This window comes from Zunongwangia sp. HRR-M8 (assembly GCF_027594405.1).
Lineage (GTDB): Bacteria > Bacteroidota > Bacteroidia > Flavobacteriales > Flavobacteriaceae > Zunongwangia.
This window is the reverse complement of record NZ_CP115161.1, coordinates 1,347,514-1,370,916: the sequence shown is the minus strand read 5'-3', so window position 1 is coordinate 1,370,916 and position 23,403 is coordinate 1,347,514. Positions and strand designations below refer to the sequence as shown.

The 23,403-nt window shown below is 34.9% G+C and carries 19 protein-coding genes; 10 read left to right on the top strand and 9 right to left on the bottom strand.

The features are described 5' to 3' along the window. Positions 1-2 precede the first annotated feature (2 nt). Entirely contained in the window at positions 3-1,541 is a 1,539-nt protein-coding gene (locus PBT89_RS05700) for a GH3 family domain-containing protein (RefSeq protein ID WP_270063794.1), read from the bottom strand. A gap of 250 nt (positions 1,542-1,791) precedes the next feature. Between PBT89_RS05700 and PBT89_RS05695 the strand changes: the two genes are divergently transcribed. From PBT89_RS05695 to yidC, 6 genes are all read left to right on the top strand, one after another. Continuing rightward, entirely contained in the window at positions 1,792-2,379 is a 588-nt protein-coding gene (locus PBT89_RS05695; protein WP_270063793.1) for a carboxymuconolactone decarboxylase family protein, read from the top strand. Between the two features lie 19 nt (positions 2,380-2,398). Then, on the top strand, positions 2,399-3,268 hold the full coding sequence (locus PBT89_RS05690; protein WP_270063792.1) for a histidine kinase: 870 nt from the start codon (positions 2,399-2,401) through the stop codon (positions 3,266-3,268). Further along, positions 3,265-3,633 carry a response regulator gene (locus tag PBT89_RS05685; RefSeq protein ID WP_270063791.1) on the top strand — a complete coding sequence of 123 codons (369 nt, stop codon included), beginning with the start codon at positions 3,265-3,267 and terminating at the stop codon, positions 3,631-3,633. Before PBT89_RS05690 ends, PBT89_RS05685 begins: the two co-directional genes overlap by 4 nt. 59 nt (positions 3,634-3,692) lie before the next feature. Beyond that, a complete protein-coding gene (locus PBT89_RS05680; protein WP_270063790.1) occupies positions 3,693-3,926 on the top strand; it encodes a DUF3820 family protein in 234 nt (77 codons plus the stop codon). A 157-nt stretch (positions 3,927-4,083) separates the two neighbouring features. Then, a complete protein-coding gene (locus tag PBT89_RS05675; RefSeq protein WP_270063789.1) occupies positions 4,084-5,703 on the top strand; it encodes a CTP synthase in 1,620 nt (539 codons plus the stop codon). Between the two features lie 165 nt (positions 5,704-5,868). Next, a complete protein-coding gene (yidC, locus tag PBT89_RS05670; protein WP_270063788.1) occupies positions 5,869-7,734 on the top strand; it encodes a membrane protein insertase YidC in 1,866 nt (621 codons plus the stop codon). A 71-nt stretch (positions 7,735-7,805) separates the two neighbouring features. Here yidC and PBT89_RS05665 read toward each other — a convergent pair whose 3' ends face one another. Continuing rightward, a complete protein-coding gene (locus tag PBT89_RS05665) occupies positions 7,806-8,771 on the bottom strand; it encodes a fasciclin domain-containing protein (protein ID WP_270063787.1) in 966 nt (321 codons plus the stop codon). A 93-nt stretch (positions 8,772-8,864) separates the two neighbouring features. Between PBT89_RS05665 and PBT89_RS05660 the strand changes: the two genes are divergently transcribed. From PBT89_RS05660 to PBT89_RS05650, 3 genes are all read left to right on the top strand, one after another. Continuing rightward, entirely contained in the window at positions 8,865-9,527 is a 663-nt protein-coding gene (locus tag PBT89_RS05660) for a toxin-antitoxin system YwqK family antitoxin (RefSeq protein ID WP_270063786.1), read from the top strand. A gap of 157 nt (positions 9,528-9,684) precedes the next feature. Then, complete coding sequence (gene mnmA, locus PBT89_RS05655; RefSeq protein ID WP_270063785.1) at positions 9,685-10,872, top strand: tRNA 2-thiouridine(34) synthase MnmA; 1,188 nt, start codon at positions 9,685-9,687, stop codon at positions 10,870-10,872. A 20-nt stretch (positions 10,873-10,892) separates the two neighbouring features. Then, complete coding sequence (locus PBT89_RS05650) at positions 10,893-11,846, top strand: NAD(P)H-dependent flavin oxidoreductase (protein WP_270063784.1); 954 nt, start codon at positions 10,893-10,895, stop codon at positions 11,844-11,846. On the opposite strand, the gene PBT89_RS05645 is transcribed toward PBT89_RS05650, so the two are convergent. The 5 genes from PBT89_RS05645 to guaA form a co-directional block, all read right to left on the bottom strand. Beyond that, entirely contained in the window at positions 11,833-14,556 is a 2,724-nt protein-coding gene (locus PBT89_RS05645) for a hypothetical protein (RefSeq protein ID WP_270063783.1), read from the bottom strand. The two genes, PBT89_RS05650 and PBT89_RS05645, sit on opposite strands and share 14 nt — an antisense overlap. A 164-nt stretch (positions 14,557-14,720) precedes the next feature. Beyond that, a complete protein-coding gene (locus PBT89_RS05640; protein WP_270063782.1) occupies positions 14,721-14,981 on the bottom strand; it encodes a hypothetical protein in 261 nt (86 codons plus the stop codon). A gap of 115 nt (positions 14,982-15,096) precedes the next feature. Further along, positions 15,097-15,498 carry an OsmC family protein gene (locus tag PBT89_RS05635; protein ID WP_270063781.1) on the bottom strand — a complete coding sequence of 134 codons (402 nt, stop codon included), beginning with the start codon at positions 15,496-15,498 and terminating at the stop codon, positions 15,097-15,099. After that, the gene (locus PBT89_RS05630) at positions 15,458-17,476 is read right to left on the bottom strand and encodes a PBP1 and LysM peptidoglycan-binding domain-containing protein (protein ID WP_270063780.1); all 2,019 of its coding nucleotides are present in this window, start codon (positions 17,474-17,476) and stop codon (positions 15,458-15,460) included. Before PBT89_RS05630 ends, PBT89_RS05635 begins: the two co-directional genes overlap by 41 nt. A gap of 38 nt (positions 17,477-17,514) precedes the next feature. Then, entirely contained in the window at positions 17,515-19,044 is a 1,530-nt protein-coding gene (gene guaA / locus PBT89_RS05625) for a glutamine-hydrolyzing GMP synthase (RefSeq protein ID WP_270063779.1), read from the bottom strand. 428 nt (positions 19,045-19,472) lie between these two features. On the opposite strand from guaA, the gene PBT89_RS05620 reads away from it, so the two are divergent. Next, positions 19,473-20,198 (top strand): SIMPL domain-containing protein, encoded by a 726-nt coding sequence (locus tag PBT89_RS05620; protein ID WP_270063778.1) that lies wholly within the window; start codon positions 19,473-19,475, stop codon positions 20,196-20,198. 212 nt (positions 20,199-20,410) lie between these two features. Here PBT89_RS05620 and PBT89_RS05615 read toward each other — a convergent pair whose 3' ends face one another. Continuing rightward, entirely contained in the window at positions 20,411-21,775 is a 1,365-nt protein-coding gene (locus PBT89_RS05615; protein WP_270064250.1) for a pyridoxal phosphate-dependent decarboxylase family protein, read from the bottom strand. A 1-nt stretch (position 21,776) separates the two neighbouring features. After that, a complete protein-coding gene (gene bshC, locus PBT89_RS05610) occupies positions 21,777-23,393 on the bottom strand; it encodes a bacillithiol biosynthesis cysteine-adding enzyme BshC (protein ID WP_270063777.1) in 1,617 nt (538 codons plus the stop codon). Positions 23,394-23,403: the final 10 nt, after the last annotated feature.

The window sequence follows — 23,403 nt, the reverse complement described above, 5'->3', positions numbered from 1 at the left end:
GTTTAGCTTTTTTCCTTTAGCTGTTTTTGAACAAATTTTTCAAATTCTGCAAATTTCTCTTCGTTCATTACTTTTTCCATTTTCACCTGGCCACCTTTCTTTTTGTTCGCCCCACTCCACTCTGGGAAAATCTCTGGCGGCACTTTAGTTACTTTTACACCTTTTAAAGCTTTGCTTCTAGCTACGCCATAGTTTTTGTTGGCATTTTTAAGACTTTCATCCAAGGCTTCTGCTAATTGTTCGTTAGAATTATCAGCGGTGGTTCCTAAATACCATGAGTGATAAAATTCACCATCTTCAAATCTTTTTGCAGCAATAGTGAATTCAGGAATCTTAATATCAAATTTTTCTTCTAGCTCCTGCACGGCATCATTCATCTTATTTACAGATAATTGCGAGCCTACAACATTTAGGAAAAACTTAGTTCTACCTGTTATTCTTATTTCAAAGTTTTCTTTATCGGTAAATTTAATAGTATCTCCAATGATATATCGCCACGCCCCTGCAACAGTACTTATTAAAAGTACATATTCTTTTTCTTCTTCAACATCTGCTAAAGGTATTGTTGGAGCATCTTCAGTTAAAGAACCATCCTGGTTTATGTATTCTGGCTCAAATGGAACAAATTCAAAGTATATTCCATTATCCAAAATAAGCTTCATACTTTTAGAATCTGGATTACTCTGTAATGCCAAAAATCCTTCCGAAGCTAAATAAGTGTCTATTACTTTTATAGGTTTCCCCATTAACGCCATAAAACTCTTTTGGTAAGGCTCAAAAGCTACACCACCACTAGCGTAAACCTGTAAGTTTGGCCAAATTTCATGGATATTGTCTACGTTATGATATTCTATAACTTTTTTCAACATCAATTCCATCCAGGAAGGTATGCCGCTTAAAGCTCCAATATCCCAATTCTTAGCATTTTCAGCAATACGCTCTACACGCTCGTCCCAGTCTTCAATCTTAGAAATCTCTTCTCCCGGTTTATAATAACTACGGAACCAAAACGGAATGTTACTCGCACTTATCCCACTTATTTCTCCTTCTTCATGATCGCCCTCATGTTGAAGATCTGTAGAACTTCCCAGCATCATAATACCTTTCTCAAAAAATTCGGGCTCAAGGTCAAAATTGGCTAAAGCTCCTACTTGCTTGATCCCAGCATTTCTAATACTTTCTACCATCTCATCTGTAACCGGAATTCTTTTACTTGATTTTCCGGTAGTTCCAGAACTTAGTGCAAAATAATGTGGTTTACCTGGCCAGGTAATATCTTCAGCACCCTCGTGTATTTGCGACCACCAACGATCGTTAAGTGTTTTATAATCAAAATAAGGCACCTTTTCTGCAAATGCCTTTTCTATATCTTCTGCTTCTAGGATTTGAGAAAAGCCGTAAAATTTTCCGAAAGAAGTATTCTTGGCTTTTTCAAGTAAATTTGTAAGTACTTCTTTTTGTGCCTTAAAAGCATCTGGTTCAGAAACTATAGTTCCTCTTAAGTCAATTAAACTTTTAATTATTGATCCTCTTATAGCCATTTTATGGTCGATTTAATTTTATTTTGAAGATAATTAAATCTAAACAGCTCTTATATTTATTGGCTTTGATTTATAAAATTTTTAACGAGTACAGTGTTTTACAAAAACAGCCTTTTGAAGAAAGTATAATAAAGGCAGATAAAATTATAGTATTTATATTATGTTAAAAGCTTTTTTTACTTATTTTGCAATTAATATATGATATATAGCCCTGAAAATTAAATATTAATATATTTTATTTTAACTACACATGGATTCTAAAATTCAACAAAATTCTTCCAGATACCCTATAATATCTTACGATGAAGCTTCAGACAAAGTGAAAGCCATCTATGATGATACTAAGAAAACACTACAGTTACCTTTTGTTCTAAACTGGTTTAAATGCCAGGGAGCAAACGCTATCCTTCTTGAAGGAAACTGGAACAAATTGAAAAACACTTTAATGAAGGGAGATGTTCCTAACGTCTTAAAGCAACTTATTATCTATAATGTTTCAAAATCCAGAGGTTGTAACTATTGTTCGCATGCTCACGGTATTTTTGCTGATAGTATGAGTTCAATGATCTCTGAGGAAGAAGGTTTTAAAGCTACAGAAAATATTAATTCTCCTTCTATGCCCGCCAGCTATAGAAAAGCAGTGACCATTGTCACCAAAGCAGCACTTAAGCATAGTGAAATTTCAGACGACGATTTTGCTGAACTAGAAGGTGTAGGATTTTCAAATGCTGAAATACAGGAGTTAATGGCACAAGCAGATCTTGTAAACATGTTAAATACCATTGCCGATGTTTCTGGAATTAAAATAGATAATGAATTATTAGAAACTCCAGAATAAAGTTCTCACCTAATTTTTAATGGCCTCCATTCAAAACAATGCATCGCAATTATATAGAATTACCTACGAGGCCTATTCTAAATTTGCAAATGCAATTAATAGATGCAGTACTTTAGAGGAAGTAGGAAAAATAGCAGAAAAGCATTTAAAATATATACTAAATTTTCATCTTTTTAGGATAACTATTGAACAGCAAAATGAGCTTCTAGAATATTCCTTATGTAAAAATGAAATTTTGGTTAATAATAAAAGCTTAGCCGATCTTCATTCTCTAGATAAAGAATTACTAAGAACAGGTATACCTGTTAGAACAACAAATATTCCAGAGGATTTTATCGATCAAAGATTAGACGTGGCTACTTTAAAAAATCCGTTACTGTGGTCGTGGTTATTCGATAAAGGAGATCATAGAATTCTAATATCTTTAATTGGTGATGATAACAGACCATTCGCTACTAGAGATATCGAAATCTTAAAATTAGCTGCAGACAGTTTTGATGCTAAATTTAAGGAGATTACCCTGAAAAAAGAATTGGCAAAAAAAAATAGTATTCTTGAAGAAGCTTTACATACTATTAAAGTCCAAAACAATGAAATAAACGAAATTAACAAGAATCAAAAAGAAATAATTAAAAAAAGGACAAATGAAATTACCCTAAAAAATAAAAAATTACTGAAAATTTCTGTCCTTAATGCACACAACGTAAAAGAGCCACTATCAAGAATCCAGGGAATCATTGAATTATTTGATATCATGGACGACGAAAGCTGTAGAAAAGAATTATTGCCCATGCTGAAGATTTCTGCAGAGGAAATGGATAAGGTTGTAAAAAAGGTAATAGAAATGGCCTCGAAAGAATTAATACAATTAAATGCTAATAAAAAATGACCCCAATCATTTTAGTTGATGATCAACCTATTGCAAATTTCATCACAAAAAAATTACTCGAGAACGCTGGATATATCGATAATATCAAAGATTTTACCGATGGCACCATCGCATTAGAAGAGGTGAAACGCCATAACAATTCTATTATTCTTCTAGACCTTAATATGCCGAAGATGTCTGGATGGGAATTTATGGATGCTATGCAAAACTTAGGCTTAAATAATAAAATTATAATTCTATCTTCCAGCACAAGTGAAATCGACATAGCCAAAGCTAAAGAATATTCATTTGTAATGGATTATGTTGTTAAACCGCTTAGCAAATCAAAATTTCTTAAAATCGCTCCATTTTTGAAGATGGATTAAAAATTTCTAATATTAATATTTACCGCAAAGTTAATGTCTTAGCTTTGCGGTTTTTTTATATGAATAATAATCAAGAAGAATTACTAAAACTGGCGTATACAAAAATGCCTTTCGGAAAATATAAGGATTGGTACTTATCAGATATTCCAGAGCCTTACTACGTCTGGTTTAACAAAAAAGGGTTTCCCGCCGGGAAATTTGGAAATCAATTAAAACAAGTTCACGAACTTAAAGTGAACGGTATGGAGATATTACTGAAAGAAATACGTAAAAGATATCCCAAACCTCAATAAATTAATTTTTAAAATTCGCTCAATTCCCATAAAACATCAAATTTAAAAAGCCTTAAAGAATCCTTAAATATTAGGCTTTAATTTTAGCCGCTTTTTCTATTCTTCTTCGTAATTTAGCGCCCTGAATAATTGGAACGCTTCAAACACTCTCAAAAAAATGACCGAAACCAAGTATATATTTGTTACCGGTGGCGTTTCCTCTTCTTTAGGAAAAGGGATAATCGCAGCATCTTTAGCAAAATTATTACAAGCTCGTGGCTTTAGAACCACTATTCAGAAACTAGATCCATATATTAATGTGGATCCTGGTACTCTTAATCCTTACGAACATGGCGAATGCTATGTAACCGAAGACGGGGCAGAAACAGATCTTGACCTTGGTCACTATGAGCGCTTTTTAAACGTAAATACCTCACAGGCAAATAATGTAACTACCGGTAGAATTTACCAAAGCGTTATTGAAAAAGAACGCCGCGGGGAATTCTTGGGAAAAACTGTACAGGTAGTACCCCACATCACCAACGAAATTAAAGATCGTATTCAGATTCTAGGAAAGAAAAAAGAATATGATATCGTAATTACTGAAATTGGTGGGACTGTAGGTGATATTGAGTCTTTACCTTACATTGAAGCTGTTCGCCAATTAAAATGGGAATTAGGAGACGAGAATGCCCTAATAATTCATTTAACTTTGGTTCCGTTTTTATCTGCAGCGGGAGAGCTTAAAACAAAGCCTACCCAACATAGTGTAAAAACTTTAATGGAAAGCGGACTAAAAGCTGATATTCTTGTTTGTAGAACAGAGCACGAACTTTCAGACGATATTCGTAGAAAATTAGCTATTTTCTGTAATGTTAGGCAAGAAGCTGTAATACAGTCTATCGATGCTCCTACCATTTACGATGTACCAAATTTAATGCTGAAGGAAGGTTTAGATACTGTTACACTGAAGAAATTAGATCTACCAGACGAAACTACACCCAATCTAGAACAATGGAATAAATTCTTGGATCGTCATAAAAATCCAAGAGCTGAAGTTCGAATTGGTCTTATTGGAAAATATGTAGAACTTCAGGATTCATATAAATCAATTTTAGAAGCTTTTATTCATGCCGGAGCCGAGAATGAAGTGAAAGTAAATATTGAAAGTATTCATTCTGAATTTATTAATGAGAATACAATAAAAAATAAAATTTCTCACTTAGATGGAATTTTAGTTGCTCCTGGATTTGGTGAACGTGGTATCGAAGGAAAGATTGATGCGGTGCAGTTTGCACGAGAAAATGGATTACCATTTTTAGGGATTTGTTTAGGAATGCAAATGGCAGTAATTGAATTTGCTCGTAATGTCTTAAAGCTTAAGGGAGCGAATTCTACCGAGATGGACGATACAACAAAACATCCGGTTATAGACATTATGGAAGAACAAAAGAATATTACCCATATGGGTGGGACTATGCGACTTGGTGCATGGGATTGCCATTTGAGTGATAAATCTATTATTCACGATGTTTACGGAACTGCAGATATAAAAGAAAGACATAGACATCGTTACGAATACAATAACAAATACAAAGAACAATTAGATAAAGCAGGTTTGCGTAGTACGGGGATTAATCCAGACACAGGACTTGTTGAAGTAGTTGAACTTCAGGATCATCCATGGTTTGTTGGCGTACAGTATCACCCAGAATATAAAAGTACTGTAGCAAGCCCGCATCCTTTATTTGTGGCTTTTGTAAAAGCAGCGCACGAATATTCAAAAAATAAAGCATAATGCCACTTTGACACCTGTATAATTATTGGTCGCTTTTTTGACTAATATCAACTTTACCGTGATTAAAATAATTAGGTAGAAAATACAAAATAAGTTATTTCAGAAAAGTCCGCAACGAAGCAAAGCTTCATTTAAGGACTTAAAGATTTTTAGGAAAATTTTAGAATGGAAGAAAAGAAGATTGATATCCAATCGATTATTGGATTTATTTTAATTGGAGGAATTTTAATCTGGATGCTATATACTAATAGTATGGAGCAGCCACAGGAAGAAACAACTGCTCCCGCTACTACAGAGCAGGTTACAAACTCTCCAAACAGCAATCAGCAACTAGCAAACGAAAACAATAACAATGCAGCTGTCAGCGATTCTGCTGCATTGGCGCAAGCACAAAACAGGCTTGGTGCTTTTGGATATTCTGCTACTTTAGCTTCAGCAAAAGAAAACACTACCGTTATAGAAAACGATGTTTTAAGACTGGAAGTTTCTAACAAAGGTGGATATATTAAAGAGGCTGTTTTAAAAAATTATAAAACTTACGACTCTATACCAGTTTATCTGGTAAAAGATGGTAATGCTAATTTCAATCTTAATTTCAATACCACAGATGGGCGTACTTTAGATACAGAAAATCTGTATTTTGAGCCTAGCATATCCAAGAACGGCGATAGCGAAATTCTGTCCATGAAATTAAAAGTTTCAGAAGATAAATTTCTGGAATACAGATATGCGCTAAAACCCGGCGATTACATGATGGATTTCAGCATTCGTTCTCAAGGTTTAGCAAGCGTTTTAAATGGATCGCAACCCATCAATCTTGATTGGGATTTACAAGCGTATCGCCACTCTAAAAGTATTTCTTACGAAAATAAATACACCGTATTGGCGTACGAATACGAGGATGACAAATACGATGATCTAGGTCATGGCGATGATGAAGAGACAGATGAGAATATTTCTTACATCGCTTACAAACAACACTTTTTTAGTTCTATTTTACTAACCGACACTCCTTTTAAAAACGCTAAATTCCATTCTAGAAATTTAGTTGAGGATGAAGAAGTAGATACATTGTACACAAAGGCTTTTGCAGCCAGTGCACCTTTGGAACTTCAAGGCGGTGAGTTGAACTATAATATGAACTGGTATTATGGTCCAACAGATTATAAAATTCTAAAAGAATACAACCGTAACCTAGATGAAATTGTTCCTTTAGGATGGGGAATTTTTGGATGGATTAACAAGTATATTTTTATTCCATTCTTCGCTTTCTTAAGTAGTTTCTTACCTAGTTATGGTATTGCTATTATTGTGATGACCATTGTGGTTAGAATTGTACTTTCTCCGGTAACTTATAAATCTTACTTATCTCAGGCCAAAATGAAGGTTTTACGACCAGAGATTAACGAGATTAACGAAAAGTATAAGGATAATGCGATGAAGAAGCAGCAGGAAACCATGAAGCTGTATAGCAAAGCAGGCGCCAGCCCTATGAGTGGTTGTTTACCGGCTTTAATGCAAATTCCTGTTTTCTATGCATTATTTCAGTTTTTTCCAAGTGCATTCCAATTAAGACAAAAGAGTTTCCTTTGGGCAGACGATTTATCAAGCTACGATGTTATTGCAGAACTACCTTTCCATATTCCATTTTATGGAGAACACGTTAGTTTATTCCCAATCTTAGCTTCTGTAGCCATTTTTATCTATATGCAAATGACTACAGGACAAAGCATGCAGGCCAATCAACAGCCGGGAATGCCAAACATGAAGTTCTTAATGTATCTATCGCCATTAATGATGTTATTTTTCTTTAATAACTACGCCAGTGGTCTATCTTTATACTACTTCACCTCTAACCTAATTACTATTGGGATTATGTTAGTGATCAAAAATGTGATTGTAGACGAAGATAAAATACATGCTAAAATTCAGGCAAATAAAGCAAAACCTAAAAAGCAAAATAGGTTTACCAGAAAAATGCAGGAAATGATGGAACAGGCTGAAGAACAGCAAAAGAAAAACAAGAAGTAATATTTTCTGATATAAAATAAAAAAGCCATTCTTTTAAGAATGGCTTTTTTATTTCCTGAAATTGAACTTTCTTATTCAATTATTATTTGATCAACTACCTGAACTACCCCATTTACAGCCTGAATATTTGGCGTAGTTATATTAACAACTACTTCATTATCTAATATAATTTTCGGGCCGTTATCTTCGTAAAATTTCAATTGTCTACCACTATTTGCGGTCACATTCAAGGTGTCAACAATTGCTTCGGTTCGTATGTTTTCTGCTGAAATAATATGATTTTCAATTATCCTCTCTAAAGTATTCTGCGGAATATCACTAATACTCGAATAATCATTAGCTTCTAAAAAGTTTTGAATAGCTTCCTCTGAAGCCTGCAAAATTGTATAAACTTCTTCTTCAGATCTCAAATCTTCTAAATAATTTCCCGAAGAATTAGCTGAAAGCAAACTATAAAAACTAAGCGCTGATTCCTGCTGACTTACCAACAAAAAATCACCAATATTAGGTAAAGATAAAAATGTTCTTATAGGATTTAAATATCCATTATCAAGTTTAATATTAGCTTGGGCGATTACAACTTCTGCCTCATTATTTATATAAAAACTATCATCTGCTGTAGAAGTATACATACTTAGTAAGCGATCTGATGCATTCCCTATGGCCAAACTTCTAATATAGCCGTCAGGAAACTCATCCAACGTTATAGCACCTGGTTGAACATGATAACGTAAATAATTTTCTAATTCATCTAGGGGTACATCATTAATATTGGTAAAATCATTATCAGATAAAAAGCTATTAAAAGCTGCGTTAGTAGGCGCAAAAATGGTGAACTGCTGTGTCGTGTTTAAAAGGGAATCTAATCCGGTACGATTTAGACCGGCTGCCAACACCGAATAATTTGAATTATTCAAAAGAAAATTGCTAATTGTGTTTTCAGGTATATTTACATCTCCAGGATCATCTGAAGTACCACATGAAAAAAATGATGAACACAAAACAAAAAATAGTACGATCTTTGATAATTTCAGCATAGATTTCATCGATTTTTATATTTGATGGAGACTAAAATAAGTAGAGAATAATTAATATTTGTGTAATATCTGTTAATTTGAAAACCCCAATTTATGAACGTATCACTTAACTTAAAAAAGATAAATATTTCTAAGCTCGCCATAGTGACGATACTTTTATTTTTTTTCCAAGGTCTAATTGCTCAGGAAGGCCCTAATCAAAAAGATGCCCAAGGCAAAAGAGATGGCTTATGGAAAGTAAATTTTCCAAAAACCAACCAAACAAAGTTTGAAGGAGTCTTTAATCATGGCAAAGAAACAGGAAAATTTAAGTTCTACAAACAAGGTTATGATCAACACCCAAGCGCTATTATGGATTTTGAAACCGGTAGTGATTCGGTTGCTGTAAAATACTACACTCAGAAGGGCGAAGTAATTAGCGAAGGAATGATGTTAAATAAAAAACGCGCCGGGAAATGGACTATTTACCATCATGAAAGCGATCAAATAATGATGACTGAATTCTACAAAGATGGAAAATTGGATGGTCCTCAAACCACTTATTTTAAAAATGGAAAAATTGGTGAAAAAACAAATTATAAAAATGATATTAAGAACGGAAAGAGCCAGATTTACGCAGATAACGGCCAGCTCTTACAAGATTTGAACTATAAAAATGGAGAATTAGACGGCCACCAAACCTATTATAATCCGGCAGGCGAATGGGTTGCCGAAGGTGATTATGATAATGGCAGAAGAATTGAAGATCAAAATTGATTAAAATAAGCTAATTTATATTTGATTTTAGATATTAAAATACGACAAATACAAAGGTGGCTTTCGTCACCTTTTTTTATTTCGTAATTTTGTACACTTTATTTCGACTTTATAATCGATCAATCCAAAAAGGCTTGGTCTATCAAGTTTAATTTCTATGAAAAAAGTTGTAGTAGGACTCTCGGGTGGTGTAGACAGTAGTGTTTCAGCATATCTTTTAAAAGAACAAGGATACGAGGTTATTGGATTATTCATGAAGAACTGGCATGATGATTCGGTTACCATTTCAGACGAATGTCCTTGGTTAGAAGATAGCAATGATGCAATGATCGTTGCTGAAAAATTGGGTATCCCGTTCCAGACGGTAGATCTAAGCGAGCAATACAAAGAGCGCATTGTAGATTACATGTTTAATGAATACGAACGTGGTAGAACACCTAATCCAGATGTACTGTGCAATCGCGAGATTAAGTTTGATGTTTTTATGAAGATCGCTTTGTCTTTAGGCGCAGATTATGTGGCTACTGGTCATTATTGCCGAAAAGCAGCGTTTGAAACTAATGGAGAAACTACCTATCAATTATTATCTGGGAAAGATAATAATAAAGACCAGTCTTATTTTCTTTGTCAATTAACTCAGGAGCAACTTTCTAAAACCTTGTTCCCTATTGGTGAACTTCAAAAATCTGAAGTTCGAAGAATCGCTGCAGAACAAGAATTAGTTACGGCAGATAAAAAAGACTCACAAGGTCTTTGTTTTATAGGAAAAGTTCGTCTTCCAGATTTTCTTCAGCAGAAATTAAAGGCTAAAGAAGGTAATATTATAGAAATTAAATCGGATATCGCAACCTATAAAAATGATATTCCTGAATTTGAATCTAAAATTGAAGAATTAAAATTTCTGGCTCAAAAACACCAATATCAACCCAATGATGGGAAAGTAGTTGGTAAACATCAGGGCGCGCATTATTTCACCAAAGGACAACGTAAAGGTTTGGCCGTTGGCGGAACACCAGAGCCGCTTTTCGTAATAGATACCGATGTTGAAGAAAATGTAATCTATACGGGGCAGGGAAAAAATCATCCAGGAATTTATAGAAAAGCACTTTTTATCAACGCAGATGAAGTGCATTGGGTTCGTGAAGATTTACGACTAAAAACAGATGAAACCAAAAAAATAAAAGCGAGGATTCGATACCGACAGCCTTTACAGGATGCGACGCTACATCAAACTGAGCATGGAATGTATGTAGTTTTCGAAGAGCCGCAAGCTTCTATTACTGAAGGTCAATTTGTCGCCTGGTATAAAGGTGAAGAATTATTAGGATCTGGAGTAATTTCTTAAATTTCAGCAAATAACCTGCAATGTCTACAAATAGGATCACTCAGCTTTTCAAAGTAAAATATCCACTTATCCAGGCCGGAATGGTTTGGGCAAGTGGCTGGAAACTGGCTAGTGCTGTGAGCAACGCTGGCGGATTGGGAATTATTGGTGCAGGTTCTATGTATCCTGAAGTTCTTAAAGAACATATCCTAAAATATAAGAAAGCTACAAATAAACCTTTTGCCGTTAATGTGCCACTTCTCTACCCCAATGCTGAAGAGATTATGCGCATTATAGTTGAAGAAAAAGTTCCTGTAGTTTTTACTTCTGCTGGAAATCCTAAAACCTGGACAAAACATTTACAGGAAAATGGAATTGTTGTAGTGCATGTCGTGAGTAGCGTAAAATTTGCATTGAAATCTCAAGAAGCTGGAGTAGATGCTATTGTTGCTGAAGGTTTTGAAGCTGGTGGCCATAACGGAAGAGATGAAACTACCACTTTCACGCTCATCCCGATGGTAAAAGAAAAAATTGAGATTCCGCTTATCGCAGCAGGTGGAATCGCAACTGGTCGCGGGATGTTGGCAGCAATGGTTTTAGGCGCCGATGCAGTACAGATTGGGAGTAGGTTTGTAGCTTCAGAAGAAGCTTCTTCTCATATCAATTTCAAAGAAATGGTTGTTGAAGCGCAGGAAGGCGATACCAAATTAACCTTAAAAGAGCTTGCACCGGTAAGATTATTAAAAAATAAATTTTTTCAGGATATAGAAACTCTTTATGCTGAACACGCTTCTAAAGAAGATTTAAAACAACTATTGGGTCGTGCCAGAGCAAAGAAAGGAATGTTTGAAGGTGATTTAGAAGAAGGTGAACTTGAAATTGGTCAAATTTCAGGATTAATAAATAACATTAAACCGGCTGCCGAGATTGTAAACGAAATTATTGAAGAATTTGAAATGGTCAAAAACGATATGTCTAAAATCAATTTGAAATAACCTTATCCCTATCTTTTATCGGATATAAAAATTCTTTATATCCAATTTGGCCATTTTCAGTAATAACTTCTATAATTACTAAAACTTCTTTCACATCATCGGGATTGTAAAATGAGATTTCTGCGGAAGTTTCGCCTGTATGTTTTACTTGCGGATTCCAATAAATCACGGTTCTAAGATCTGGTTCCTCACTTTCTAGTCGATCTTTATTTTGGTAATTAGGTTGATAAAACGTTTTTGATGTTGCAAAACCATTAACCGATGTTCTTAAAATACCTTTAGGCTTTTGTGCTCCAAAAATTCCTCTTTTACCATGTGTATATATTGCAATGACATCACCCTGAGGTGGAATTTCTAAGGGATTGGCGTATGGATAAGCTTCGGTATATAATCTTGAAAAGTTATTAGCAAATCGGATAATTTCAACGCTTTTAACTTCACTTGGCGGAATATTGGGAATCAATGGATAATTGAGGTTATTCACCACTATCCCATCGATCATCATAATGGTGACACCAGCGCCACCCATAACTTTTGCTCGCAAAGCTGCGCCAGGTTCCTGGAGATCACGCTGAATTTGTATATCTTCTGGAAAATTAAACAATAGAACACTGTAAAGCCCATAGGACCAATCTTTTTCTTTTTCCTGAATATCACTTCCTTTTATCACAACATCTGGTTTCCCGGCGAGATCTGCCGTTTTCTGTCGTTCTTCAGTCATATCATAAGCTTCCAAAACAACTTCATCCAATTCGGTTACTCCTTCAGCGATCTCATAACTATTTATTTTTTGCATGTTTTGGCGTTCATGCTTTATAATTTCAGCATAGACACTGTCTGGCTTTTCGATTTTTAAATGTTCCTGAAAAGAAATTACGGGGGAGGTATTTGGAATGAGCTCAACATCAAAATTCCTCTTGCTACCGTTCTTTTTACTCTGAATCACAACTTCATTAGAATTATCCTGCAAATTGTCAATATTGAAATAAAAATGACCAAGACTGTCCGTTTTACTAGTTTGAAGGATAGGAGTATCACCAAAAGACATTAGCGACATTTCCACATTTTCTTTCGGCTTCTGGAACAAAGCACTTTTTACTCTACCCTCTATAGTTAAAATAGGTTCAGCATTAAAATCGAATGAAACAGCAGTTGTGTCGTATTTATAATTTCGCCATCCCTGAGTAAGTAATAGAACATCAATATCTCGAAACCTGTAAGCATCGTCCCTATTAAAATAAAATCCAGGATCTTCAATCTCGCCTCGAAGTTCAGAAGTAAGATAAAAATAAGGCAAAATCGAATTCCGTTTCTTATAATTATTTCCTAAATGATCATTGGCTATAGATAAAACCGATAATTCTGCTTCCACGGGATTTCCGTTGTTATCTTTTACTGCGATACTAAGATTGGTCTTCTCTCGTGCCCGATATTCTTTTTGATCGCTCATTACTTCTATTGAAATCGCATCCTTAGATAAATCATTAAAAAATAAGCGTTCTGCCACTGGATTTTGATTTGCATCCAAAAGTGCAAAACAGTTTATCCCTGAAGGAAATTTGTTTGAGGATACAAAGGTTTTAAATTGGCCATTGGTAACCTTACCTTTAATGTAAAACATATTTAAACCTCTAAAACTGCATCTAATTTTTAGGGAATCTGTAGTTTGTGTAGTAGTCACAATAAAACCTATACGATTTCCCGTTTTTCGCACTGAAAGTGTAGCGCCCTTCTCAACTGCCTTAGGAACTTTATAAATTGCCACCTTACCTTCAGTATTAGTAATTTTGGCTATATAATCTTTATTTTTTTGAGGTTGAAAAATAATCATTCCCATTCCCAAATCATTCGTTTTAAAGGATGTTATACTGTCTAAATCTTCATCTAGTATAATTCCTTCAGTATAGCGGCCATCGCCTTTAAAATCTAAAGCCTTTATTCCTAAGACATTTTTGTGATCGGTTAACATTTTTCCACTTTCCGGTAGAAATTGTAAATCTATTTTCTCTTTTTCCAGACTTACCGTTCTGTTGGCTTTAAATCCATTTTCAGTGAATAGCTCGATACTTACAAATGATGGATCATCAAGAAGTTCATAATCTAAAACAAAACGATCATTGTTCTTCTTCAGTTGTATTGAATCTGTCTTCTTGCCGTCAAAATTTAAACCTACAAAAATTTTTCGGCCCTGTAAACTATCTAATTTTTCAGGTTCAATTATAGCTTTTAGAAAATCACCTTCCTTTTTCTTGACAATTTCAACATTAGTAATAATCTCTTCATTTTTCGAAGATTTTGGATGAACATTTATATATTCTGAATACATAAAATCTTGCCCAAAATTGCGATTCCATTGGGTATATGCTCGAATTTGATAGAGTCCTTCTGAAATTTGACGTGGGAGCTCAAAATAATTATGTCCTGAACCATGTACAATTTTCAAAAATTTCTGACTTATAATTTGATGCTCCGGACCTATTAAATCTACATACAAAACCCCAGAACGTTCTGATGGTTTATGATCAATATTATTAAGCACCAAAGCTTTAAACCAAATAGTAGTTTCTTTTAAATAATGATCACGATCGGTTTGTAAATAGACCTTTTCAGCATACACTGCATCCGAAACTATTCTGTCTTGTTGAGCAATTAAGGGTAGGTTGAACAAGGCTAGACAGATACCTAAAATGAAGTACTGTTTTAATTGCATAGCAATGGTAAAGTCTAAATATACAAATTAGAATATAAAGACTAGTATTTCAGCAATTTAAAAACATCAATAAAAAAACTTCGATAATAATTTTGACTTTTTTTGCCAAATTACTATCGAAGTTTTTAGCGTAAATCCCCTAACTGATCAGGGATATGCGAAAATTAATATTGTGAACCGGCACCGGCCAGTATCGCCATTCCGCCAAGAAAAACAAAAAAGATAATGGCTAAAACGATAAATATGGCATATAACAATAGCATTCCTTTAGCCCAGTTGCTGCGGGTATGATTTAAATCACCGCCAAATGCCCAAACTAGCAACATAACAACACCAATAAGGGGAAGACCCGCTACGAAAACATAAAGCGCCCATTTTTTTGGTGAAATATAATTAGCTTGTTCTGGTTGATTGTAGACTTCCATTAACTTTGGTTTTGGTTATAAATTGAGAGAAGCAAGCTATGAAATAGTAGCCCGATTCTAATGCAAATTTTATGGTTTTATTTTAATCTGTGAAACCTAAAAAAGAGCAGCAAAATTATGCGTAAATAAATTGAATATCTTTTTCAATATCAGGATGTAAACTGTAAAACACGGGACAGGTCTTAGCCGCATTCTGTAAAATTTTTCTATCCTTTTGGTCTAAATTTTCAGCTAAAGTGAGTTTAACTTCTATTTTCGAAATACGCCTAGGTTCACTAGCCATAGTCTTGGTAACTTCCGCAGTGGCTCCTTTAATAGAAATTTGCATTGCTTCGGCCTTTATTCCCATAATGGTGAGCATGCAAGTCGCTAATGCAGTAGCTACGGCATCTGTTGGTGAAAAAGATTCGCCCAGGCCATGATTATCTACCGGAGCATCTGTAATTATTTTAGTATGGCTTTGCAGATGTTCTGCTTCAGTCCTTAAATTCCCTAAGTATGTTACTTTTGCTGTCATCGGCTATTTGTAAAGTTAAGTCTGGATTTATCTGAAGAATATAAACGGCTTTATTTCTAAATCCACCACCTGGTTGTGGTTCGTATAAAAATTTATTTTCGTTGTATTCCGTAAACACTTTAAAATCTTTGAAAGACGAATAAATATCATTAGATGCCGCTAATCTTAATAAAACATCCATTGTTAAATCATAACCTCTTACCGCATATTGATTAGGCGTTACCCCAAACTCATCTTTGTATTTCTCTAGAAATTCTATCGATAGCTCTGGATCATATTCTTTATCTAAAGAGGGATAATGAAAATATAACTTGCCTAAATCTGTATTAGAAATACTTTCGTTATCATAGCTATCACTTTTGTTTGTCGTAAATAAGGTGATATTAAGTTCATCTCTTAAAAGTCGGTTTAAAGCTGAAACTGTACTGCTAATAACACCAACGCTACTTGACTCTAAAATCACCCAGTTTTGTGCAGTTTGTGGCAACACTTTTTTAAGTTCAGCTTCAGAAACATAGCCGTTACTGGCGTTTATTATTCTTGCTGAAGGAAATATTTGATTAAGCCTATTTCTAGTTTGATACGCATTGGCATCTGCAACGATGACGATATTTTTATCTTGTCCAAATTTTCGAAGATAATCGATCATCGTATTTTCCATTGTTTCTTTAGTAGGTCGGGCAATAAATAAATTATTCCCTCCCTGCATCTCTTTATCAGAAAGTGGAGTAAATACAGGAATATTTTCTCTTTTTAAGCGCTGAGCTGCAGCCTCGGTAGTTGCTTGTAAAAATGGGCCAATAACAGCATCTACATTGCTAAAATCATTGGTATTTATTGTATTGGCAACCTCAGAAGCACTTCTTTTAGTATCGTACACTTTCACGTTAGTACTTATTCCCAACTCCTTGGCATCTTCGATAGCCATTTTTGCACCACTATAAAAATCTAGGCTTATCCTTAAAACACGATCATCTAAAATCGCATCTTTATAACTATTAGTGGAATCCCGTCGAATTTTATCCAAACTATACGGAAGCATAAACACCAAATTCTTAGGACTGAAGTTAGACAGGGAATCCTTTAAATTTATTTTTTTTCCCTGTAATTCTTCTGCTTCACTGGTTAAAGTTGGCTCTACCCAATTATCTGGATCTTGTTCTTCTGGATTAGGTACTTTTAAAACCATTCCCCACTCTAAACCTTCTTTTTCTATGATTGGATTTAAAGCTAAAATAGAATCTTGAGTGACATGGAAGCGTTGTGCAAGACCAAATAATGTTTCCTGCGGCTTCACTTCATAAAACTCAAATTTTTTATCTAACAATACGACCGGCTCTGGAGAAACATTAGTTCCTACCTTCAACATAATCCCAGGTTGTAAAACATCTACCGTAGGATTTAGAGCTTCTAATTCTTTAACTGTAAGACCGTATTTTCTGGCAATGCCATATTTGGTTTCCTTTGGTAAAACTACATGCTCTCTTATCTCATTTTCGTCAAATTTTTGCCTTATTTCTTCTTTTGAAGAATTACCAGGTTTGGCTACAACGCGATCAATTTTTCTAAAAACTGGAATCCGGATAGTTTCGCCCTTCTGTAATTCTTTTGAATACAGTTGCTTATTATATCGTTTTATAGCTTCAACTTCAACATTGTATTGCTGGGATAGGCTATAAAGCGTTTCTTTCTTTTTTACTTCATGCTGCTTAAATTCAACCGGCTCTAAGCTAGACCTACCAACTTTAGCTGGCATTCCTTTATCTCTTTCTGCGATAGGAATTACCAGCTTAGAAGATACTTCGATACCATTTTTTGCATCAGGATTATATTTGTAAATATCTTCTTCAGAAATATCATAATCCTTGGAAATACTGTAAACAGTTTCTCCTTTTTTTACTGTATGATATTTAAACTCCTGCGAAAAAGCAGAAATACTTATCATACAGAAAAAACAAATAAAAAAAAGGTATCTCATTTTGTTGAATTTTTGGCTTTATAGGTTCAATACAAATTCTATTCCCATTCAATCGTAGCTGGTGGCTTAGAACTGATATCGTACACTACCCTATTAACGCCTTTTACTCTATTTATTATTGTATTAGAAGTCTTTTGTAAAAATTCGTAAGGTAAATTTACCCAATCGGCCGTCATACCATCGGTAGATTCTACCGCTCTTAAAGCAACCACTTGCTCGTAAGTACGCTCATCGCCCATTACACCTACAGATTGTACCGGTAAAAGAATTGCTCCTGCTTGCCAAACTTTATCGTAAAGATCCCAATCTCTAAGTCCCTGGATAAAAACGTGGTCTACTTCCTGCAATATTCTTACTTTCTCTGCAGTAATATCACCTAAAATTCTAATCGCTAAGCCTGGTCCAGGGAATGGATGGCGTCCTAAAAGCGTTTTATCTATACCTAGCTCGGCTCCTACTCTTCGTACTTCATCTTTAAAAAGCATTCTTAATGGCTCTACCACTTTCAACTTCATAAAATCTGGCAACCCACCTACGTTGTGATGCGATTTAATGGTTACTGAAGGACCATTAACCGAGATCGATTCAATTACATCTGGATAAATAGTTCCCTGTGCTAAATAAGTGACATCCTTTATTTCATGAGCCTCATCATCAAAAACTTCAATAAAAGTGTTTCCTATCGCTTTTCTTTTTAATTCAGGATCGCTTATTCCGGCTAAAGCATCAAGAAAACGTGCAGAAGAATCTACTCCTTTTACATTTAATCCCATGTCCTTATACTGGTGAAGCACATCTTCGAATTCATTTTTTCTAAGCAAACCGTTGTTCACAAAAATACAGTAAAGGTTTTTACCTATCGCTTTATGTAAAAGCATTGCTGCTACCGTAGAATCTACACCTCCACTAAGGCCTAAAACAACTTTGTCCTCACCAATCTTTTCTTTTAGCTCTCCTACAGTTAGATCTACAAATGCACCTGGCGTCCAGCTTTGTTCAACACCTGCGATGTGCACCAAAAAGTTTTCTAATAATTGTTTACCATCGGTAGAGTGATAAACTTCAGGATGAAACTGGATTGCAAAAGTTTCTTCACCCTCAATACGATAGGCCGCGTTCAAAACATCGGTTGTACTTGCAAGCCTTATACTATTTTCAGGTAATTCTTTTATAGTATCACTATGGCTCATCCAAACCTGAGAGTTTTCCTTGATGTTATCAAAAAGTGGCTCGGCGTCTTTAATTACAGAAAGATTTGCTCTACCATATTCTCTGGTTTCAGAAGGTTCTACTTTACCGCCGTGAAAATGGGCTAAATACTGAGCACCATAGCAAACAGCAAGCATCGGTAATTTACCTCTAATTTGAGACAAATCGGGATGCGGAGCATCTTCTGCTCTTACTGAAAACGGACTTCCTGAAAGGACAACCGCTTTAAAGCCTGAAAGGTCTTGTGGAACTTTATGAAATGGATGAATCTCGCAGTAAATATTTAATTCTCTTACACGCCTTGCTATCAATTGCGTGTACTGCGAACCGAAGTCTAAGATGAGTACGTTATTTTGCATGCGCAAAATTAAGAATTTGAGCTAAAAATAAAATACAATCTACAATTATTTTACTTTTAGTTTTTGGACGATCCATGAATACCTTATTGGTCTCGATTATTGAGTAAAATAAGCCTAAGTTTAATTAATGTTTATTAGATTAAAAAATTGCTAATTTAGAACAACCGAAGTGCATCCCTTTTGGTTTTTCAGATATTTTCGCTTTTATTTGTTTTAACTAAATTTTAACTTAACCTAAATCTCCCCAAATGACTAATCAAAAAGAAAAAGAGTTGATGGACTCTCTGCACCCTTCCCGATCGATTTTAGAATTGGTGTATTACATTATGACGGTAATATGTGTTGTAGGCATTGCAATTATTATTTGCCAATTATCGTGATAATCCTAAAGATTAAAGCTTAATTTTATCGCATAAAACCTACGTGCTATGAAATATTTAAGTGCTATTATCTTTTCTATTGCTATTGTTATTGCTGCCTGGTTTTTAGGCGATGCTTATGTGAGCAGAGCTAATCCAGATGGCAGCATATCTGTTACCGGTGCTGGTAGTGAGAATTTCACTTCAGATCTTATTGTTTGGGAAGGAGAGTTTAGCCAGATGAGCGAAAATCTTGAAACGGCTTATAATCAACTGAACAGAGATAAAAGTACCGTTCGAAATTATTTAATAGAAAAAGGAATTAAAGAAGAAAATATTGTTTTCAACTCGGTTCAAACTAATGAACAGCGAGAACAACAATACCAAAATGGGAATTATATAGGCAGTATTTTTAAAGGTTATCAACTTACGCAAAGTGTAAAAATCGAGTCTAATAATGTCGAATTAATCGAAGATGTTTCCAGAGAAATTACTGAATTATTGAATAAAGGTGTTCAGTTTAATTCTACTCCACCTAGGTATTACTACACTAAAATAGCCGATTTAAAGATTGAAATGATTTCTAAAGCTACTGAAGATGCTAGATTAAGAGCCGAGCGAATAGCATCAAATTCAGGAGAAACCCTAGGCGATCTAAAAAGTGCAGATATGGGTGTCTTCCAAATTACAGGGCAAAATAGTGGTGAAGATTACAGCTGGAGTGGTGCTTATAATACCGCCGACAAAAAGAAAACTGCCAGTATTACAATGAGGCTGGAATACGAGATTGACTAATTAGCAATAGTTAGAACTAGTATTGAGTAGTTCGATTTATTTCAAATTCTGAATTCAAATTCAGAATATATAAACTTCAATATTAGATTTAAGATTATTGAGTTTGTTTAAAATATTAAGCTTAATTCTTCAATTGAGCTCTCAAATAAAAAAAGCTGAAAGCTCAATCATGAGCTTTCAGCTTTTTACTTTATAAATTTTCAATCTATAAATTACTTCATCGATTCTAATATCTTATCGATATCGTCTTTCGTAGTATCTGGATTGATAAAGCAAAAACGAGCTATCGTTTCTTTTTTCCATTTTGTTGGGGTAACTAAGGCAAAACCAGAATTGTGATTCTTATACGTCCAATCTCGATACTGGTCTGGTGACCAACCTTTTCTTCTAAATAACACCACAGATAAACTAGATGGTCTTACAAGCTCAACATGATCGATAGCTTCTATCTTTTTAGCAGCTATTTGAGCAAGTTCAATTCCTCTTTCTACTGCTTGTCTATATTTATCGGTTCCGTGCATTGCCAAAGAAAACCATAAAGGCATCCCCCGCACACGGCGCGTTAACTGGATTTGATAATCTGCAGGATTAAATCCTTGCGCTCCTTCATCTTTAAAGATCTCTAAATAAGCTCCTTTTTGAGAATGGGCATTTTTAGCATGCTCTAAATTTTTATAGATTACTGCTCCACAATCATAAGGTGAGAATAACCACTTATGGGGATCGATCGTAATACTATCTGCCTTTTCAATTCCGTTAAATAAATGCCTAACCGAATTTGCTGCAAGTGCACCACCACCATAAGCACAATCTACATGAAACCAAACATTTTCCTGCTCGCAAACATTTGCAATAGAGTCCAGTTCATCTATAATTCCGGCGTTGGTCGTTCCGCCTGTAGCTACTACCGCAAATAAGCGTTTTCTATCTTTCTCTTCTAGCTCGTCGATCGCTCTTCGGAGTTCTGCTCCGGTAAGTTTATCATCATGATTATCGATCATTACTACATCGGCATCAATAACTTTTGCCATGGCTTGTACAGAGCTATGGGCACCATCTGAGGTAAGAAGTAAACCACGAACACTTACGTTATCTGACGATCTTCTTCTCCACTCTTCTCTAGCAGCAACCATCGCAGATAAATTTGCTGCGGTTCCTCCACTGGTAAATACACCAAATGCAGTTTCAGGAAGTCCCGTTAAAGAAACCATCCACTTCATGGCTTGATTTTCACAGAATATTCCTCCTGCTCCTTCCATCCAGTACGCTCCGTGGATACTAGAAGCCGATGTTACCAAATCAAACATAATTGCTGCTCTGGTTGGTGCGGCAGGCACAAACGCTAAATGTCTAGGATGATCGATAGGCACGCAGGCCTTTACCAACACATCTTTAAACATTTTAAAAGCATTTTCTCCGCCAATACCTTCTGGCGTGATGGTTTCTCCAACCATCTCAAACAATTCAGATTCTTTCTTTGGAGATCCAAGTTCCGGTGTAATATTCGAGATACGATCTATGGTATATTTCATGACATCCAGCGTCATTTCTACCAAGTTCATATCTATGGTATGCATTTTATTTTGTTCCAAAAGTGATAATTTTAAAATGTTGTTCTAATGGGTTTAGTTCAGCAAAAAGCTTCTCTAGAAGTTCCTGCCCATAGGTGGAATAAACTTCAGAAAAATTGGTTTGCCGTTCCTGTAAATTTCGATTAGGAAATAATTGATTTTGTAAATCTGCAATTCTACTTACCTCATCTTTCAACTTCCGCTTTTGTGCTTTCAATAAGCGTTTTTCAAGATGATCTAAGCCTTTTAATTGTTTTACTTCCTGAGCTTTTACCGCTCCAAGAAAAGATTTATCTGTTTTTTCAGCTAAATCATACATCTCCTGAAACTGATTCACTAAGTGTTCTTTTTGTTTACTAAAATCGATATCAATATTCGATATTTTTCGAACCTTTCGATTAATAAGTTCGTGTTGCTGAAGAAAAAGTTCTTTGTTCGAAATAGCTAGCTTCTCTCGCTTTTCTCTTTGCTTTTCGGTTTGGATTAATGCCGAATTTCGTAATAAAAGCATTGGGAAAGGCACATTTTCGGCTTCAAAATAATCTTTCAACTCCAACCAGTATGCTAATTCTCCGCCACCGCCGATGTAGCATAAATTGGGCAAAATCACTTCCTGAAAAAGCGGGCGCACCATCACATTCGGGCTAAAATGTTGTGGATATTCCTCCAACTCAGCTAAGATTTCATCCTTAGTCCATTCAATCTGCTTTTCATGAACGTAAAATTTATCATCCCGTTTTATAATACGTTCTCGATAGCCATTATTCAGATAAAATAAATTGATCTCGCGTGGATTTACCTGAACATTATAGCCAAGATTCGATAAATCCTCAACTTTATTTTTCGTGTTTTCAAAAGAACGTTGCTCTAACAATTCATTTTTAGCATAAGGAACAAACAACTTTTTTAACTCCCGTTGTTGCGCTCCCATAATTACAAGACCATATTCCTTAAATAACTCGTTGGCAAGATAACGTGTCGCTTCCGTTAAATTTGTATGTTCTAAGTATGCTTTTTTAAATAATGATTTTAGATATTCGGCATCTTGCCCACCTCCTATTTCTGCGGAAAAAAGTTCGAAAACTTCATCGAGACCTTCAGTAGATAAATACCCAACGGCATCAATCCCAGCTCCTTTTTCTTCTGAATTCCACTGAAATTTCTTTCCGTTTAAATTGAAGTAATTAATTTCAGCAAAATCATGATCTTCTGTCGCCATCCAGTAAATCGGCACAAAATCATATTCTGGATGCTCCTTTTTAAGGATTTTCGTAAGATTGATTACAGAAATGATCTTATATAAAAAGTAAAGCGGACCTGTAAAAAGATTTAATTGATGCCCGGTAGTAATTGTAAACGTAGTATCCTTAGAAAGCGCTTCGATATTGGCCAAAGTAGATTCTGAAATTTCGAAACCATCGTATTGCTTTTTCAGGCTTTCTACTAAAACCTTCCTGTTTTCAGCAGAAAAAGCTTGTTGCTTTTCTTTAATCTGAGCTTCAAAATTTCCAATTTCTGGAAAGCGATTATAAAAAGAAGCTAACTCTTCCTTTTGATCCAGATAATCCAAAATAAGCTTGGAGAAATAATTGGTTTCGGAATACGAAATACAATCGGTAGGCATAGACTTTTTT